The organism is Pseudoalteromonas sp. L23 (assembly GCF_021728455.1).
Taxonomy (GTDB): Bacteria; Pseudomonadota; Gammaproteobacteria; order Enterobacterales; family Alteromonadaceae; genus Pseudoalteromonas.
This window is the reverse complement of record NZ_JAKKCW010000015.1, coordinates 67,795-84,553: the sequence shown is the minus strand read 5'-3', so window position 1 is coordinate 84,553 and position 16,759 is coordinate 67,795. Positions and strand designations below refer to the sequence as shown.

Below are 16,759 nucleotides of genomic sequence, written 5' to 3'. Positions count from 1 at the left end.
AAGCTCATCGCGTTTTAATATCGAACTTATCAAGGCGACGATATAGGGCACTTTTACTGATCCCAAGTAAAACCGCAGCATCTTCCACATTATCATGGCATTGGCACAGCGCCATTTTAATCAATTTTTGCTCGGCTTGATCTAGCGTCATCATTTCAGGCTCACTCTGCTCTGTGGTTACCACAGATTTTAAAGAAAGCGCGCTTTCTTCAATTTCAGTGCCATCACACAGTAAAATCGCACGTTCCATCATATGGCTAAGTTCACGGATATTACCCGGGAATGCGTAACTTTGTAGTCTTGTTTTCGCTGCATGAGACAAAGGTTTTACGTCTAATTCATAGGCCGTTGCGTGCTTTTGAATAAAAAAGTCGGCCAGTGGAACTATCTCAGTGCGACGCAAGCGCAGTGGTGGGATCTCAAACTCCATTGTATTTAGTCTGAAATACAGGTCACTACGAAATTGACTTGCTTGTTGTTGCGACTCTAAATCTGCATTAGTTGCGCTAATGATTCTACAGCTTGCATGCTGCGTTTTGCTCGAGCCAACAGCTTCATATTCCCCTGTTTCTAATACTCGTAGTAGCTTCGCTTGTTGAGGCTCTGTGAGTGTGCCTACCTCATCCAAAAACAAAGTCCCTTGCTCAGCCATTGAGAAACGACCTTGTCTATCCTGTTTAGCGTCAGTAAACGCACCTTTCACATGGCCAAACATTTCGCTTTCAAACAGTGACTCTGGAATGGCCGCCATATTGGTGCTCACAAAGTTGCCTGTGATGTTACTTTGCTGGTGGATGTAGCTGGCAATTTGTGATTTTCCCGTACCATTTTCCCCTCTAAGCAATATATTCGCTTTGGTTTTGGCAATGCGATCAAGTTGGCTTTTTAGCGCTTGCATCGTAGGGCTTAACCAGAGTAACGCATCAGCATGGTCTACATTTGGCGCTATTTTAGCTGTGGTTAGTAGGGGGGAAGCCGATTGTTGTTTTGCAGTGATTTGCTTTAGCCCTAAATGCTTTTTCACCATCATTACTACAGCGTGGTTGTCCCAAGGCTTGGCAAAAAAGTCTTTGGCGCCGCGCTGCATGGCTTCGACGGCGAGTTCGACGCTAGACCAAGCGGTCATCGCAATAAAGGTTGCGCTACTTTGGCTTGCATACTGACTCAAAAAAGCGAGACCTTCATCGCCGGATGTCGTATCGAGCTCATAGTTCATGTCTAGCAGTACAATATCAATGTCGTGCGCATTGAGCTGCTTAGCGGCACAATCAAGACTACTACTTTGGAAAATGGTAAAACCGTGGTTTTTTAGTAAAAACTGTAAGCTAAGGCGGATATCGGCCTTGTCATCAACGATTAAAATTGAACCTTGCATAGTGTGTTGTAGGCAAAGAGCGTTTACACGCCACGCTTTGCCTACGCATTCCTGTTGTTATTAACTTATTCGTTTCTTAGCGCTTTAATGGGATCTTGCCTTATCACCCTTTGCACAGGTAAATAGCTTGCGATGAGCGCAATCAGCAGCATGATAGGGATTGTCACGATAACAGCGAACCAGCTCACGGAAATAGCTGTTGTACTTATCTTTGTCAGTATCCCATATCCGATTGCAACGGTTAATGCACTCACTCCAAGGCCAATCATTACCGGTGTTAGACTCTGCTTGAGCACTTGTGCTATCAGTTTGTGTGTATGTGCGCCCAACGACAAGTGAATGCCAAGCTCATAGCGACGCATTTGTACGCTGTAGTTGAGCACGCCGTAGATCCCAGCGCCAGCTAGGCTTAAGGTAAGGGCTAATAGAGCGACAGTCAACATTGCTTGCAGCCAAGTTTGTCTTAACCTCTGGGTTAGCATGCCATCTACAGGCTCAAAAAAAGCAAAGTTTAGACTCGGATGAATGACCTTGAGAGCATGAGTTAATTGGACTTTTGACAGTGCAGAATTCCCCTTGATAATAAAAGATGTGCTGCCTTCAGTGACAGGCAAGTAATAGCGCTCTAAGGTATAGCCTCGGTTGCCCGTAGGTACGTAAATATCACTCACAACCCCAACCACTTTTCTTGGCACCTCTCTGTCAGCATAGAGGGTTTGACCGATTGGATTTTCATCTTTGTACAAACGCTTAGCGAGTGAGGCCGAGAGAATTATTTCATTGTTGTCTGAGCCTGAGGCCATGATCGGTGTAAACCGGCTTCCTTGCTCAAGTGGTAGTGAAAGCGCAGTGAAACCGTCTTCGTCGTAAAAGGACAAACTGACGATACCGATCAGCGCAATATTTTGGTCATACAAATAATTTTGCCATCCCATTTGCAAAGGCGAAGCATAACTTGCCGATATCGATGTGATGCTCGCTTGATTGGCTAAAAGCTGTTTGATTTGCTTGCCAAGCTCAAAGTTATCGATTCCTGTGGCACTGCCGTCGATACGGACATAGTACAAATGCTCAGTATCAAACCCTGTGGGATGGGTCATTTGCGCGTATGCGGGAACTAATTTGTTGGCTGCAAGAAAGAGTAAAATACTGGCAAAGCACACTTGTAATGCCACCAACACTTGACGAGTACGCTTGGAAATTTGCGCGCCAGTGCCTTTACCGCTGCTGTGTAGCGCATCTGTCAGGGCATGATAGTTTATTTGTCTACTGGTAAACCAGGCGATGAGTAGCGCCATTATCAGACTCAGTGCACAGGCAACCACTATGGTCGGCCAATCTAGAGTTAAGCTCTGCATGCGACTAAATAAATAGCTCAAGTCGTTTGCTAACCAAACATTCAACCACTCGGCAAGCAATAACCCGAGTATAGTCGCTGCGCCCACTAACAGGACGCTTTCGCAAAACATACTGACAAAAATGTGAGTAGGCTTTGCCCCCAGTGCCGCTTGAATTGCCATGGTGCGCTGTTTTTGCGCAGCCCTTGAGAGAAATAAATTAACCACATTGGTCAGCGCAATGAGCACCAAAACCGCTGCTGAGAACAACAACGTAATGGCGAGCTCATCACTTCGTGCAACGATTTTGTCGCGCAGTGGTGTAAACTGAGCGCCAATTCGCGTGTTAGGCGCTACGTTTTCACGGGATTGGTAAAGCGTGTTAATCTGTTCGCCCAGCGCATGATTCATCTGCTCTATGTTTACACCCGCTTTCAGTCGAGCGATACCGTTAAACTGGCTACTGATGTTATTCCAGTGCGAGGTGGTGGTGACAGGCTCCGGAAAGCTACTAAAGCCGCTAACGGGAAAGCCACCAAAGATCTCAGGCACTTCAAACGCTTCTCCCGTTACTCCGATAATTTGATAGCGTTCACGATCTATGGACGTGTAGCTACCAACGATATCTGGATCGGCATTAAAGTGCGTTATCCAAGACTGGTAACTCAGTACCAAGACTTTTTGTTCGTCGCTGACACCTTCATCTTTTTTTAGCGTGCGACCAAGATGCAGTGGCGTGCCTAACAACTCAAAGAATTCGGGAGTCACTCGAATAATGTCTACCGTGGGCATATCCTTAATGTCCATAAAACGAGATGATACCAAGTGCATCATCGTCATTTTGTCGATAAATTGCTTATCTTGATATAGTCGAAACTGGGTGGAGAGCAGTTGGAATCCATATTGGGTTTCTCCATTAATGGTTTCGCTTTGATCGGTCACCCACAGCTTATCTGCATCAGGGTAGGGGAGCGGTTGCGTGATCAATCTATGGTTGATATTAATCACTACCGTTAGCGCTGCTAAGGTTAATGCTAGGGTGACAAGTACGGTAAGACTAAATCCCGGAAGCTTCCTCAGATTTGACAGTGCGAGCTTAAATTCCTCTTTTATCATCCCACCATCTCCAAATTCATTTCATCCACCATCACCCCATCTAACAAGAACAGTTTACGTTTTGCCATGTCTGCATATCTCGGGTCGTGGGTAACCATACACATGGTTGTGCCTTGGGCGTTTAGGTCGCTCAGTATGTTCATTACGGCATCGCCATTTTTTGAGTCCAAGTTCCCTGTAGGTTCGTCAATAAGCAGAATATCTGGCTGATTGGCGAGTGCACGGGCGATGGCGATACGTTGCTGCTGTCCGCCTGACAGTTGATTGGGCTTATGTTCTGCTCTGTGGGTCATTTGTACTAACTCCAAGCAAGTCATTACCCGTTCTTTTAACGCAGTATTTGAGAGTGCAGTGCTACTGTACTTGATAGGTAAGGCGATATTGTCAAAGACGTTCAATTCATCAATGAGATTAAATGACTGAAACACAAAGCCAATATGTTTATTTCTTAGTGTGGCTCTTTGGTTGACGTCAAGGTTACTGACATCGTTACCCGCAATTGTGTAGGTGCCGGTGCTTGGGCTGTCTAATAAACCAAGAATATTTAGAAGTGTTGATTTACCGCAGCCCGATGGGCCTGAAATTGACAGATATTCGCCCTGAGTTACATTGAGGTTTACGCCACGCAGTGCCAGTGTTTCCATTCCGCCGAGGACAAACTTTTTAGTGATGTTTCTAAGTTCAATAACGTGTTTATTATTCATTGTTCTTCCTTTGGTTTGTTATTTGCTCAAAGTCACTACGGGTGTGTCGGCATAAGATGCCATATCCGACAAAATAAACTGCTGATTTGTCGAAGCGCCACTGAGCAGCTGAATGTGCTGTGACGTTTCCGCGCCATAGTGTACTTGAATTGCACGGGCTTGTTGTTTTTCTTTATCAACAAGATATAAGGTTGCTTGACTATAAGGTTTTGCACCGACGGGTTTGTCGATGAACAGTGCGGAACTCAATTTGTCGATAGAGACTTTTCCCTCAATATTTAGCTCGGGGCGAGCACTCGCGGGCAGACTTTTAGGCAGTGTCACCTCAACTTCAATATTGCCATTTTGTACCATTGGATTAATGCGCGACACTTGGCCTTCAATTAAGTCGTTACGGGTATTGATGCTCACATGCTGAGCCAGCTTTATTTGCTGGGCATAGGCTTGTGGGATCTGCAATTGCGCATATAAATCTGTGGTGCTACCAACCAACACCAATTGAGTGCCAAGAGACACGCTTTGTCCAAGTCCCACATGAAGTTGCTGCAAGACCCCTTTGATCCCAGCCCGTACAGTGAGCTTATTCACCCTATCTTGCACCAATAAAAATGCTTCATTACTGGCATCAATATTTGACTGCGCAAGCTGCAGGTTGGCTTTGTGTAAGGTCTGCAATTGTGATATTCGCTGTTGTTCAATATTAATGCGACGTTTCAGCTGGCGATGGGTAAGTACCGCGCGTTGGTAGTCGAGTTTAGAAACAACCCCATCTTCAACCAATTCTCCTTGAGCGGTAACCTCCAGCTCGGCACTTTCTAACTCAGATCTCAGAATTTCCAAATCCGCCTGATGAGACAGCAGTTCTCGTTGTTGATTGATATCGAGCTGTAAATATTGGTCTTGCGATTGCGCCAAACTGCGTTTGGCATCTTTTAAAGATTGGGCCAAATTTGCATCTTGTAACTTCATAATGATGCTGTCGGGGTTAACTTGTGCACCTGGGCGCAACACAATTTCTTCAACCGTGGCATCGCTCGCGGCACTTATCAAACGCGGCGTTTTCGATTTAAGCTGACCATATCCAGATACACTGACCTCTAAATCTCCTTGCTGGACCTCCGCAATCCAGGTTTTTGCCACAGGCAAAGATGCCTGCGCTGAGGGCTGTATTAGCAGCCATATAATAACTACGGCGAAAATGGTTCCGCCAACAGCCCACAACCAGTTAACCTTGTTGCGCTTTTTATGTTCGACTTGTATATCCATGTTGATATCTCTGGTGGAATAAAGGTTGTTATTACTCAGTAGATAACAAGTCGCATGCCAAAAAGTTAATCAACTGAAATTATTGGTTTTTTTCTTTTGTCTGTTTGCAGGGAAGGAGTGCTTTTTGCGGTTTCGAAAATAAAAATTGTGGTTTTGGGATGAGTAAAATAAGTCTTTTGTTGAATTTATGTAATTTTTTGTTGCGATTTTTCTCGTGGTCTGGTTTTATTTAGGTTAGAACAAAATGTAAGGATAACTAGGAATTATGAAAAGTATTTCCTCTTTTATGAAGCATGATCATATTATTGAAGAAGCTTTGAAATGGCTATATGAAGATGGTGCAAAAGCTGCTCATATAAGTGGTCCGACAGGGACTGGAAAAACTAACATCGCTTTTGCAATTATAGAAGGGTGGAAGCGTTTTGGAGGAAAAGCTTTATTTTCTAGATGCGAGGAAAATCAACGAGGTACAGCATATGAAGCTTTGAGGAAGCTTAATGATTTCCAAAGCTTATCTCCTCATATTGAAACAGGAGCAAAAGAGGGGCTAAGAATCGCAGAAAAGCTTATTGGCTCATCAGGGATTATTAATAAAATATATGATGAATACTCTAAGAGTAAGATAGATAGGTATATAGAAGATTCAAAGTTTCAGATAACAGACACCGAAGCATCTATTATTCATGAAATAAAAAATCGAGTAAACAGCAATAAGTTCATAATTATAATTGACGACTCACAACACTTGGACGACTCTTCCTTAACGTTAATAAAAAAGATAAAAAAGAACTTTGAAATTTACAGCGGACTTGATTTTTTTAAAAATGCTAGGTTTATTTTCATTTCAACGACGTCAAACGAAATAAACCCTGTGATTGAGTCTATTAAAGCGCAAGCTGATAATAAATGGCGTACTAGGTACTGTACCGTTAGTGAGGTGCCTGAGGTACTGCGCATTCTAGGATTCAAAAAAGAGCTCCGCGAGGAAAATTATAAAAAGCTTCACGGACTGACATCAGGGCATTTAAAACTACTTAATGAAGTGGTTTCTTATATGAATAAAAAAGAAGAGAATATAGACTTTATACTCACCGCGGAAAACAACATTGATCTAGCAAAAATAGTTGTGGAAAGTCAGTTTGTAAATGAAAATCCAACTTCAGAATCTGAAGTTAACTTAACACTAAAGTGTGCAGCAACAATCGGTGAGTCACTTAATTACAAGGAGCTATTGTGCCTAGCAGCTAACTTGATCAAAGACACCAGTTTTTGCATAAGAAAAGCTGAGAAAATGTTACTTTTAAACCGTAATAAAGGTAAAATAGAATTTTCACATAGTTGTATACATAATTATTTTAGTAGCATTCAGGTTTTTAATTCAAAAGATTTGCACTTAAAGTTTTCTGAATGTTTAAGGGCCATAAACCCAGCAGATTATGGTGGAAGAGCTACTCACCTAGAGCTTGCTGGGAAAAAAAGTGAGGCTGAGGATTTATGGATAATGGAGTGGCTTAAAATCCTTAGAAGTAATACATCTGTAGATTATAAATTACTTCCTAATAAAATTTTATCACAAGAAAAGCTTTCATTATACTTTCTTTTAGCTAAAGCTATTGAACTATATCATAATGGTGAATTTCCAAGAATGAGAGGGCATCTTGAAGAAATTGACGTTCATAATTCTCATCTTCTTTGCTTCGAAAGAGATTATTTACTTGCTCTATCTTTAGCCCTTATTAAGATAAAGCATACTCGTTCTAAAGCATTTTCAATAGTTAATAGTTTAGCATGTAAAGTAACTGATGAATTTGAATTAAAGGCAAGAATCAGCTTATTGAATATATATCTTTTAGCTCACCAAGGGCTTTCAGAAGAAGCACTTGCATTAGAGGGTACTCTTATAGAAAAAATTGAAAAAGACTACAGTAATCAAGAGTTCGGTATAAACTTACTCAACATAATGTATCGAAAGTGTGAGCAGCTATACCCCACAGAAGTTGCTATAGCTAAGCTGAAGCAAGCTAGAAATTATTGGCAAGGTGGGACTCCAGGAGTCTTACCAAAATACCCACAAGAATACTACAGAACTAGTAATAATCTTATAGCTTCACTAATATACTTAAATCGTGTTCAGGAAGCAGAGGAAACAGCAAGAGAGCTAAAAGCTGGAGCTTTTTATAAAGAGTACCTTATACAAAGGCCTGAGTATATTGAGAATAATTTTCTTCTCTCATGTTTTATAAATAAAACTATGACGCCTAAAGAGTGTTTAAAAGCGCAAAGAAAAATTGTCGAAAGCCCAAGAGCTGAATATGATAACTTAATATCTAGTTCAAACATGTCTATTTATGCAGCGTATTCAAATGAATTAGAGATATCATTTAAGCTTCTTGAGGCGTGCTGGAAAAGGGTAAATGAAATACCTGACTTTGAAGTTTTCTTTAGGTATTTAATTGGCTCGAACTTATTCACATTATCACAATTCGCAAATAGAAATACACAAATAAGTTATGAAAAAATTCAATCACTGACCCAGGAAGTAGACCCCGAGGGAGTAGGAGTGGAGACATACAGAATGCCTTTTCTACAAGGTAAAGCCAATAGTGATACTAGCATACACAATATTGAAGAGTGGGATCTAACACCAATTAATTCTCACGGCTTTTTGGGCCCATCATGGTCTTTTTGGGGACGTCGATTGATGTTGTCAGGAATCCACTCTTGGATAGATATCTAACGAGTTTTGCTGCAAAAAAGCATTATAGAGAGGATGTCAGTAAAGCTAATATTCATCCAAGATGACGCTATTTGAACAGAACTTCCCTTGTATAAAACAGGAACTGCCCCGACATCTATTACAAATGCTCTCCCATCTATACATAGCTTAAAATCAATTCTACATATTCCTTTGAAGCCGAGAGCAATGGCGGCTCTCTCTGCTGCATCTTTCATTTTCATAATGGTGTAGTTGTCAATATTTTCTGCTTTTATTTTATATAATTTTTTAGTGTCAAACACCATTCTTTCAGTTAATAAAAAGTTTTCATTGTTGGACTTACTTATTTTATTTAAAACTGGCTCAAGAGACTTCGCAGATTTACCAACTATTACAGGTACTGATAGCTCCATTCCTGAAATATACTGTTGCACAAAAACAGGTTGCTCAATACAATTAATGACTTTATCTAAGCTGCTATTATCACCTTGGTATGTGAAGACTGAGCTATCATTAATACCTATACTACAGGATTCATAACTCGACTTTGCGATAATTACAGTCCCATTCGGTGGGTGGGAATCAGAACACCACTTATTATCACCGAAATACCACCAACTTTCAGGTATGTCGATATTGTTTTTACTGAGTACGCAATAAGAATGATATTTATGTCTACCCATAGTGCTGGAGTGTGGGTCTGAATTACAACAGTACAACCCATAAAAACGACTAACGGCCGAAATTAAAGAAACACCGCCTGCTCCAATACCTGACTCCGTCAAATTATAAACAAAATTATATTTAGAGCTATTTTTAGGGTAAAGTCCTGAGGCTAGACTAGAAATAAATTCTGACTCGTTGGAGAAAACTGTTGTATATATACCAAGCTTTCGAAACCCTGTAATAAACTGAGAAATAACTCTATGTGAAAAATAGCGCTCACTTAACCTTAAACCTTTATTCTTAAACTTTTCTTGTGGGCCAGGTTCCAAATTTGTCACTATCGCGATTGTTATGTTGTGCTTATTTTTTTCTATCCAATGGTTAGCTTCAAGCGCTACTTTACAATTCATAATTCCTAGTTATCCTTACTAACTAGCAATTCGTTTCCTTACATTGGCTTTAGTGATCTTCTTTTGCAGCGCGTTGTCGGTAACATGGGTATAAATTTCCGTGGTTGAGATACTACTGTGTCCGAGCAACCGTTGGACGAAGCGAATGTCGAGGCCAGATTCAAGTAGTTCACATGCTGCACTGTGCCTAAGCATGTGTGGAGTGACTTTGAGTTGGGTGTATGCTTGTTGACTAAGTTTTTTGATTAGTTTGCGTAAAAATTGCGTTGATGCAGGCTCCCCGCGGCTATTAATCAGTAAATGATCGCAATGTGGTGCGCAAATAGCGCGGCTTTCAATATAGTTCTTGAGTAATTTGGCTATTTCTTGGTCTGTGAGATACACAAACCTTTCTCTGGCTCCCTTACCTAAGATTTTAATCTTCTTTTCGTTGATATAGATGTCAGTTAAACAAATTCCAGCAAGCTCAGATACTCGGATCCCTGTGCTAATCATAAGTTCTAACGCGATGAGTGAAGTAAATTCATTTAGCATGCGCTTTTGACTGACGCTATATGTGTTTGATGATTCTACCCATAAGTTTTTACAGTTTTTTCTGGCTTGTTTGAGCAAGCGTTTCAAGTCTGAGTGTGGTACGTTTCTTGGCAATCTTTTGGGTAGCTTAATGTCTAGCTGAAATTTATGAAAAGGATTAAGCTCGATGAATTCCTCTCGCTCAAGCCACTGGAACATAGCCCTTACACACGCCATTTTGCGCTTTATTGATGTGTTTGATAGCTCTGCATCAACCAGAAATTGATGGAACTGTGATAAGTCTACTTTGCTAATATCTTTAATGCTTTTATTTTCATCAAGTGCCTGCATAAACTGCTTTAGGTCAATTTGATATGCTTTCAAGGTGTGATCTGAGAGTTTACGTTTATCTTTACACAGGGAAATGAACTGTTGAGAAAGTTGGTTTATTGATTGCACTGCGATAAATCTACTTTTGCTAATACCTAATTTAGTGACCGTATTAGAACAGATTGTTGATAAAAACTGTATATAATCAATTGATTTAAAGGAATGTAGAATACAAGCGTGTTGTTAAATAGGCTCCAAATTGGAGCCTCGGTATTATGACAATAATTGTTTATTCGTTAATCTGCATTTGTTCAAAGAGCGTATGGTAGTCTTCTAGATGCCAATTTTTAGTGATTTTTTCGCCATCAACGTAGTAAACATCGACGGCTCGAAAATCAATCGCTTGACCTGCTCCTCGGTGCACACCAAACTGGCCGCTGAAGTGTCCAAAGAAACGTAATCGTACCGTAACAAATGAACCACTGACTAATAAGTGCTCGACTTCTGCTTTCAGGTCTGGCACTGCGCGACGAAATCCTGATGAGGCTTCTAGCACGCCTTTCAAGCCTTGTTTTCTACCTCTTGGTAATGTCATATCAGTAAATGTGTTACTCAGTGCCTGTCTCGCAAACTTAGTGTCTCCACTGTCCCAAAAAGCAGCGTATTGCAAGGCGGCATTCGCGGCCGTTTGACATTGTCCTGAGTCACAAATTTGCGTAACTTTCGCCACGGGTAACTCTTCGTTAGATGCTGCTAATGCTGTAGTCACACTGACACTTAGCGCTAAAATTAAAGCATGCTTAATCATTACCTTGCACCTCTAAAACACGCGTTCTGGGTTGGTTGGTACGTCTTGCTGTTTTAGGGTCCATTTCGCTATGTCTATTTTGCGCATAAACTTAACCTTTGGGTGCGATTTAGCGTAGTGAATAAAGTCGTCAAGTGCTTTTACGCGTGCAGGGCTGCCTGCGAGTCTGTCGTGTGCACTAATAGACATCATGCGGCGCTGGGATTTTCCTTCTTCATAAAGCACATCAAACTCGTCCTTTAACTCTTGCAAATAGGCTTTTGCTGTCATTGCGGAGCTGCCGCCATAGCGCACGATATCGTTGTTTCTAAAGGTGTAGGGGACAACAACGAAAGGCTTGCCATTGACCGGTGTTAACGAAGGCTCATCCCGAGATAAGTCATCAATATGATAGACAAAACCAAGGGACTGCAAAATAGTTAGAGTTTGCTGTGAATGGCGCATCCAAAATGCGTTAAAGCCTTTTGGCCTTTGCCCGGTGATCTTTTCAAGCACATCTGCACTGTGAATATAAGATGCACGTTCTTCTTCGGGTGTCATCGAGTATTGTGGTGTCCAGTTTTGTCCATGACCTGAAATTTCATGCCCTTTTTCTGCCACCATTTTGGCAAGTTTAGGATTAAGCTCTGCAGCTTTTCCTACCATGTGGGACGTCACTTTGATGTTGTGCTTATCCCAAAGCTTAAGCAATCGTGGGATCCCTTCATTCATGCCATACTGATACCAAGTAGGAGCGACGGTGTCGGGGTAGCCCGCTTCTTGCTGAGGAAATGGCCCAGGATCGCTTGGGTCTTGCGCGGTTGCTTCAAACTGCATGGAGATAGAGATCACCAATTGAGCATCATCAGGCCAGTAATGGCCAGACTCTATTTCAGCGCCGTGGGCTGTGCCTGCAAGCAGGGCAGTTGCTGTTAGTAGCGCTCGAATACTTGTGGTCAACGTGGTACGCATGGTTATTCTCCTGCGGCTCTTGGGCCGGCATACACAGAAAGTGTTGCCTGCGCTAAGCTATGCTGGTGGATAAAAAATCCAGTAAGTGGTGCCGTTGCACCAGCTGGCACGGGGAGTGTATCTACATCTAGTGCATGCACGGTAAAGGTGTATTTATGTTTGCGGCCAATAGGCGGGCACGGGCCAAAGTACCCAGGCTTTCCTAAATCCGTATTACCTTCAATGGCTTGGCTTGGTAAAGTTTCTGCAAGCCGAGTCGTGTCTTTGGGCAAGTTATACACTTGCCAGTGCCAAAATCCGCTGCCGGTTGGCGCGTCTTGATCGTAAAACGTCACCGCAAAGCTCTTGGTTTGTTTAGGTGCATTTGACCAAACTAAGGTTGGCCGTGTGCTGTTTCCCTCGCAGCCAAATTGATCCCAGTATTGAAATGGTCGAATAGATTTTTCGGCAACAAGATCTGGGCTTTCTAGTGTAAACTCAGGTGCTGAAATTGCATTGGTTGCACCGAGTAATGCCATGGAGGCTAGGGATAAATGCAGTAATAATGGCTTCATATTGCACCTTTTGCTCTTAATTGTTGGAAATCTGCATAGTCGGTGTAGCCTTGCTCGCTACCACCAAACAAAGGCGCATCAGGGTTGATTGGACTCAAAGGCAATTGATGAGTTAGGCGGTATACGAGATCTGGGTTGGAGATAAACTTGCGACCAAAAGCCACAAAGTCGACTAGGCCTTGTTCAATAAGGGCTTCGGCTTGCTCTGGCTCGTAATTTCCCGCCACAATAATGGCGCCGTGGAATTTTCTTCTTAGTGCTTGCCTAAAACTCTCCGTCACGACCGGCGCATCATCCCAGTCCGCTTCTGCTAAGTGCACATAGGCAATGCCTAAGCGGTTAAAGTGCTCCGCGGCGAGCAAAATAGTATCAATGGCTTCTTCGTCTTGCATGCCACGTTGGGTAATAAAAGGCGCTAACCGGATCCCTACTTTTTCAGGCCCAATTGCTTGGCTAATCGCAGTGATAACTTCAACCGCAAAGCGAATTCGGTTTTCCTTCGAGCCACCATATTGATCATGGCGTTGATTAGAGCTGCGGCGTAAAAACTGGTCGATTAAGTAGCCATTACCAGCGTGGATCTCGACGCCATTAAACCCCGCCATCATGGCATTCTCAGCCGCATGGACATAATCTTCGACTATGCTCTGTATTTCTTGGGTTGCCAGTGCACGTGGTGTTGGGCAATCGACCATTTCACCCACTCCTTTTTCGTTGACCACCCACACTTGTGCGTCGGGCGCCAGTGCTGAGGGGGCGACGGGTTGGCCATCTTCATGAAAAGTGGAGTGAGACATACGACCAACATGCCAAAGCTGACAGAAAATACGGCCACCTTTTTGCTGGACTGCATGGGTGATTTCTTTCCATCCAGCAACCTGCGAAGCAGTATAAATTCCGGGAGTAAATGAATATCCTTTGCCCTGACAAGAGATTTGTGTGGCTTCACTAATGATAAGCCCTGCCGAAGCGCGTTGGGCGTAGTACTTTGCCATCAACTGGTTTGGAATATCTCCCGGTTGTGTTGTTCGAGAGCGGGTCATTGGTGCCATCAAAATGCGGTTTGGTAAGATTAAATTACCGAGTTTTTTCTGCGTAAATAACAATGGATCAGACATAGTATTCTCCTAATTATTGGACAAGTGAGTTGATGTGGCGTGGGAACAGCACTTCAATTTTTAGAGATTCAGGTGCAAAGATAAAAACTTGATGCTCATTGCTAATAGGGACATCTCGTTCCACGTAACGAACGCCAAAATGCTCTAGTCGGGCGATTAACCCGGGGTAATCGTCACCACGAAATGCAATATGATCTATGTTGCTAGTACTCATTCTTGTGTTTTGCACAGAACCAAGGTATTCAGCCTGTGCTTGGGTATGTGGTGATTGTTCAACCAGATGAATGAAAGGTTGCTGTTGGTCGCCATAAAACCACTTTCCTGGAAATGGAAAAGGTGGACGTAAGCCTTCTTTAAGCCTAAGCACTTGCTCAAAAAAGGTTGCCATTTTTGCCATGTCATGTGCTCTAAACAAAAAGTGATCTAACTGCATGGTGTGTTACCTCCATTGGTGTTAGCGATTTATGTGTTGAGAACAGTCTATTTGTTTATTAATATTTGATAATTGGCTTTTATATAAAATTACTTTTCATAAAAGGTGAATAATGAAAAGCAAAGCAGACGATATGGCGCTTTTTGTTCAAGTGGTGCGCTCTGATGGCCTGGCTGCGGCAGGGCGAGTATTAGGGCTTTCTCCAGCGAGCATGACCGCACGGATCAATGCACTTGAAGCGCACTATAAAACCCGTTTACTTACTCGAAACACCAGAAGTATCAAACTGACAGAAGCGGGAGAGCGGTTTTATCAGGGCTGTGTGCGAGTCATTGAGGAGGTCGCGGCGGCGGAGGCACTACTGCAAGATGCCGATCCCGATTTGAGAGGCACACTCAAAATTGCAGCAAGCTCAGACTTTGGCCGTCAGTACGTGGTTCCCGCCGTTGCGGAGTTTGCCACGCAGCATCCACAGGTGGTGGTTAACTTGAGCTTAGGGGAGGGCTTGGTCAAATTAGTTGAGTCTGGCACTGATATCGCCATTCGTTATGGTAATTTAAATGATAGCAGTTTGATATCTCGGCCTTTGTTAAACAACCGCAGAATGCTGGTGGCTGCCCCAAACTATCTCGAACGGTATGGTACACCAGATTGCTATCAAGCATTACAGCGTCATCGCTGCTTAGTACTGGAAAGAGCAGGACAGGCGCTAAACGATTGGTATTTTATCGACAGAGACACGCAAGCAACCATCATTGAAACCGTGCCTACCTGTTTAGTGAGTTCAGATGGAGAAGTATTGCGAAACTGGGCTATTCAAGGGCTTGGGATCACCATTAAGTCATGGCTGGATGTTCACAAAGATATTAAAGCGGGGCGATTGGTAGAGTTGTTGCCAACTCAAACATTGGGATTTAGTCCAACGGACTCAGATAAAGTCGCGCTGCAAGCTATTTATCCATCTAGGCAGTTTCAACCTCGCCAAGTCAAAGCGTTTCTCACCTTTTTTAGCGAGTATTTACAACAAATACATGATTGATTTTATTTCAATGAAGTCTAACGAATTAGCCGTGCGTAAGTGGTAAAGATATGCATAATAAACGCTCATATTTAAACTAACTAAAGAGGTTCAAGGATGGCAATTGGCAATATTAAACACGTAATTTTTGACGTCGGTAACGTATTTGTGAGGTGGTCACCAGAGGAGATAGTTCGGCTTACCTTTGGCAACCAATGCGACGTTGAGAGTCTAGCTAAGCAGCTGTTCCACAGTGAGATTTGGTTTGCGATTAATCGAGGCGAACTGACAGAAGCAGACACCAAGGACGCTTTTATACGAACCTGTCACTTAACCTCTGAGCAAGCTGACGAACTGTTCTTTTATATCAAAGAATCGCTGATCCCACTTTATGGCACGCTTTCACTGATGCAGCGCCTAAAGGCGGCTGGATATAGTGCTTATGCCCTGACCGATAATGTGCACGAGATTGTGAGCCACCTAAAAGCGCGTCATACTTTCTGGCAACACTTTGACGGAGAAATTATTTCTGCTGAGCTTGGATGCATGAAGCCCGGCAAAGCTATTTTTACTCACTTACTGGAGCGCTACCAACTAGCGGCAGATGACTGTGTTTTTCTTGATGATGTCTTAGCGAATGTTGAAGGTGCAAAGCAGGTCGGATTACATGGCATTCAGTTCTTTAATGCGGCTCAAGCTGAACGCGAGTTACGTGAGCTAGGATTAGTGTTTTAAGTAGGTCGAGACTCCAAAATAGGCCCAAGTACGGGCCTAAAAAGAATTAATCGCACATATACTGTCTATTTGTGAAAGCACAGTCGTGATCACCGTAACAAGAGATAGCACCTGTACGACAATCGTGGCGGTTAGTCGGTACACAGTCCAAATCAGTCAAACGGTTTACACCACCACCAATTTGGGGGGTTGCTTGTGGTGCAATAGCTTGAGCATTGTTTAAGTTTTTAAGCGGCTTTTTATTCAGTTTAATTTTCATTTTTCATTTCCTTTGGGTGGTAAGAAAGCGTATTAACAGCGAAGAGAGCCACAGTTATAGCAAGAACCAAATGCTTTCGTGTTGCATAACTCGGTTATTTCTCTGTCACAACCCGCGGTTAAATAACCTCCCGCGATGTTTGGTGTTTGGGCTTTTTCCAAGCCTGCAGTATGGTTCAGTTGTTTTATCTTTCTTTTTGTTAGAGTTAATTTCATCTTATTTTCCTTATTGTGAAAGCTTGAATTGTCGTACAAAAAACAAACTACATTATTGACTGTACCCAGCGTAAATTATTTGTCAAATATGTTTTTTAAAGGTTAAATTTGTGTTTTTCTCAATTGCCTTATTTCAACCCTGTGTAACTTCAATGCTCGATGACAAGCTGCTTTTTAGCCTTGAGTGCAGTAACTATGGTGTAACGTAAATTTGCACTGTCAGTCGCCCAACGCA

Annotated in this window: 16 protein-coding genes; 3 read left to right on the top strand and 13 right to left on the bottom strand. The window is 42.6% G+C overall.

Going from position 1 to position 16,759, the window contains the following annotated elements:
• Window positions 1-4: 4 nt before the first annotated feature.
• The 4 genes from L3V43_RS19840 to L3V43_RS19825 form a co-directional block, all read right to left on the bottom strand.
• Window positions 5-1,375 (bottom strand): sigma-54 dependent transcriptional regulator, encoded by a 1,371-nt coding sequence (locus L3V43_RS19840; protein ID WP_235368985.1) that lies wholly within the window; start codon window positions 1,373-1,375, stop codon window positions 5-7.
• Between the two features lie 65 nt (window positions 1,376-1,440).
• On the bottom strand, window positions 1,441-3,828 hold the full coding sequence (locus tag L3V43_RS19835) for an FtsX-like permease family protein (RefSeq protein ID WP_237117246.1): 2,388 nt from the start codon (window positions 3,826-3,828) through the stop codon (window positions 1,441-1,443).
• Window positions 3,825-4,532 carry an ABC transporter ATP-binding protein gene (locus L3V43_RS19830; RefSeq protein WP_237117245.1) on the bottom strand — a complete coding sequence of 236 codons (708 nt, stop codon included), beginning with the start codon at window positions 4,530-4,532 and terminating at the stop codon, window positions 3,825-3,827. Before L3V43_RS19830 ends, L3V43_RS19835 begins: the two co-directional genes overlap by 4 nt.
• Window positions 4,533-4,550: 18 nt before the next feature.
• Window positions 4,551-5,798: an HlyD family efflux transporter periplasmic adaptor subunit gene (locus L3V43_RS19825; protein ID WP_237117244.1), complete on the bottom strand. Its 1,248-nt coding sequence runs from the start codon at window positions 5,796-5,798 to the stop codon at window positions 4,551-4,553.
• A 265-nt stretch (window positions 5,799-6,063) separates the two neighbouring features.
• Between L3V43_RS19825 and L3V43_RS19820 the strand changes: the two genes are divergently transcribed.
• Window positions 6,064-8,535 (top strand): ATP-binding protein, encoded by a 2,472-nt coding sequence (locus L3V43_RS19820; RefSeq protein WP_235369030.1) that lies wholly within the window; start codon window positions 6,064-6,066, stop codon window positions 8,533-8,535.
• Here L3V43_RS19820 and L3V43_RS19815 read toward each other — a convergent pair.
• The 7 genes from L3V43_RS19815 to L3V43_RS19785 all read right to left on the bottom strand — a co-directional run bounded on the left by L3V43_RS19815 (window position 8,532) and on the right by L3V43_RS19785 (window position 14,297).
• Complete coding sequence (locus tag L3V43_RS19815; RefSeq protein ID WP_237117243.1) at window positions 8,532-9,590, bottom strand: hypothetical protein; 1,059 nt, start codon at window positions 9,588-9,590, stop codon at window positions 8,532-8,534. The genes L3V43_RS19820 and L3V43_RS19815 overlap by 4 nt on opposite strands.
• A gap of 18 nt (window positions 9,591-9,608) precedes the next feature.
• Window positions 9,609-10,562 carry a tyrosine-type recombinase/integrase gene (locus L3V43_RS23850; protein WP_237117242.1) on the bottom strand — a complete coding sequence of 318 codons (954 nt, stop codon included), beginning with the start codon at window positions 10,560-10,562 and terminating at the stop codon, window positions 9,609-9,611.
• A 160-nt stretch (window positions 10,563-10,722) separates the two neighbouring features.
• Window positions 10,723-11,241: an ester cyclase gene (locus L3V43_RS19805; RefSeq protein WP_237117241.1), complete on the bottom strand. Its 519-nt coding sequence runs from the start codon at window positions 11,239-11,241 to the stop codon at window positions 10,723-10,725.
• 12 nt (window positions 11,242-11,253) lie between these two features.
• Window positions 11,254-12,192 carry a polysaccharide deacetylase family protein gene (locus L3V43_RS19800; protein WP_102056382.1) on the bottom strand — a complete coding sequence of 313 codons (939 nt, stop codon included), beginning with the start codon at window positions 12,190-12,192 and terminating at the stop codon, window positions 11,254-11,256.
• Window positions 12,193-12,194: 2 nt separating this feature from the next.
• Window positions 12,195-12,746 (bottom strand): YbhB/YbcL family Raf kinase inhibitor-like protein, encoded by a 552-nt coding sequence (locus L3V43_RS19795; protein ID WP_102056383.1) that lies wholly within the window; start codon window positions 12,744-12,746, stop codon window positions 12,195-12,197.
• On the bottom strand, window positions 12,743-13,864 hold the full coding sequence (locus tag L3V43_RS19790) for an alkene reductase (protein WP_102056384.1): 1,122 nt from the start codon (window positions 13,862-13,864) through the stop codon (window positions 12,743-12,745). The genes L3V43_RS19795 and L3V43_RS19790 overlap by 4 nt, the downstream gene beginning before the upstream one ends.
• 13 nt (window positions 13,865-13,877) lie before the next feature.
• Window positions 13,878-14,297, bottom strand: a complete 420-nt coding sequence (locus tag L3V43_RS19785; RefSeq protein WP_102056385.1) for a lactoylglutathione lyase — start codon at window positions 14,295-14,297, stop codon at window positions 13,878-13,880.
• Window positions 14,298-14,409: 112 nt separating this feature from the next.
• Here L3V43_RS19785 and L3V43_RS19780 point away from each other — a divergent pair, with 112 nt between their 5' ends.
• Together L3V43_RS19780 and L3V43_RS19775 are read left to right on the top strand one after the other, a co-directional pair.
• A complete protein-coding gene (locus tag L3V43_RS19780; RefSeq protein ID WP_102056386.1) occupies window positions 14,410-15,336 on the top strand; it encodes a LysR family transcriptional regulator in 927 nt (308 codons plus the stop codon).
• 96 nt (window positions 15,337-15,432) lie between these two features.
• A complete protein-coding gene (locus L3V43_RS19775; RefSeq protein WP_102056387.1) occupies window positions 15,433-16,050 on the top strand; it encodes an HAD family phosphatase in 618 nt (205 codons plus the stop codon).
• A 46-nt stretch (window positions 16,051-16,096) separates the two neighbouring features.
• Here L3V43_RS19775 and L3V43_RS19770 read toward each other — a convergent pair whose 3' ends face one another.
• Both L3V43_RS19770 and L3V43_RS19765 read right to left on the bottom strand, forming a co-directional pair.
• Window positions 16,097-16,309 (bottom strand): hypothetical protein, encoded by a 213-nt coding sequence (locus L3V43_RS19770; protein ID WP_010604115.1) that lies wholly within the window; start codon window positions 16,307-16,309, stop codon window positions 16,097-16,099.
• Between the two features lie 32 nt (window positions 16,310-16,341).
• A complete protein-coding gene (locus L3V43_RS19765; protein ID WP_010604114.1) occupies window positions 16,342-16,524 on the bottom strand; it encodes a hypothetical protein in 183 nt (60 codons plus the stop codon).
• Between the last annotated feature and the right edge of the window lie 235 nt (window positions 16,525-16,759).

Bases quoted from the DNA above. Each gene is read 5' to 3' on its own strand.
- L3V43_RS19765 (WP_010604114.1), bottom strand. From the start codon at position 16,524: ATGAAATTAACTCTAACAAAAAGAAAGATAAAACAACTGAACCATACT.
- L3V43_RS19780 (WP_102056386.1), top strand. From the start codon at position 14,410: ATGAAAAGCAAAGCAGACGATATGGCGCTTTTTGTTCAAGTGGTGCGC.
- L3V43_RS19840 (WP_235368985.1), bottom strand. From the start codon at position 1,375: ATGCAAGGTTCAATTTTAATCGTTGATGACAAGGCCGATATCCGCCTT.
- L3V43_RS19820 (WP_235369030.1), top strand. From the start codon at position 6,064: ATGAAAAGTATTTCCTCTTTTATGAAGCATGATCATATTATTGAAGAA.
- L3V43_RS19805 (WP_237117241.1), bottom strand. From the start codon at position 11,241: ATGATTAAGCATGCTTTAATTTTAGCGCTAAGTGTCAGTGTGACTACA.
- L3V43_RS19770 (WP_010604115.1), bottom strand. From the start codon at position 16,309: ATGAAAATTAAACTGAATAAAAAGCCGCTTAAAAACTTAAACAATGCT.
- L3V43_RS19825 (WP_237117244.1), bottom strand. From the start codon at position 5,798: ATGGATATACAAGTCGAACATAAAAAGCGCAACAAGGTTAACTGGTTG.
- L3V43_RS19835 (WP_237117246.1), bottom strand. From the start codon at position 3,828: ATGATAAAAGAGGAATTTAAGCTCGCACTGTCAAATCTGAGGAAGCTT.
- L3V43_RS19815 (WP_237117243.1), bottom strand. From the start codon at position 9,590: ATGAATTGTAAAGTAGCGCTTGAAGCTAACCATTGGATAGAAAAAAAT.
- L3V43_RS19800 (WP_102056382.1), bottom strand. From the start codon at position 12,192: ATGCGTACCACGTTGACCACAAGTATTCGAGCGCTACTAACAGCAACT.
- L3V43_RS19830 (WP_237117245.1), bottom strand. From the start codon at position 4,532: ATGAATAATAAACACGTTATTGAACTTAGAAACATCACTAAAAAGTTT.
- L3V43_RS19785 (WP_102056385.1), bottom strand. From the start codon at position 14,297: ATGCAGTTAGATCACTTTTTGTTTAGAGCACATGACATGGCAAAAATG.
- L3V43_RS19790 (WP_102056384.1), bottom strand. From the start codon at position 13,864: ATGTCTGATCCATTGTTATTTACGCAGAAAAAACTCGGTAATTTAATC.
- L3V43_RS19775 (WP_102056387.1), top strand. From the start codon at position 15,433: ATGGCAATTGGCAATATTAAACACGTAATTTTTGACGTCGGTAACGTA.
- L3V43_RS19795 (WP_102056383.1), bottom strand. From the start codon at position 12,746: ATGAAGCCATTATTACTGCATTTATCCCTAGCCTCCATGGCATTACTC.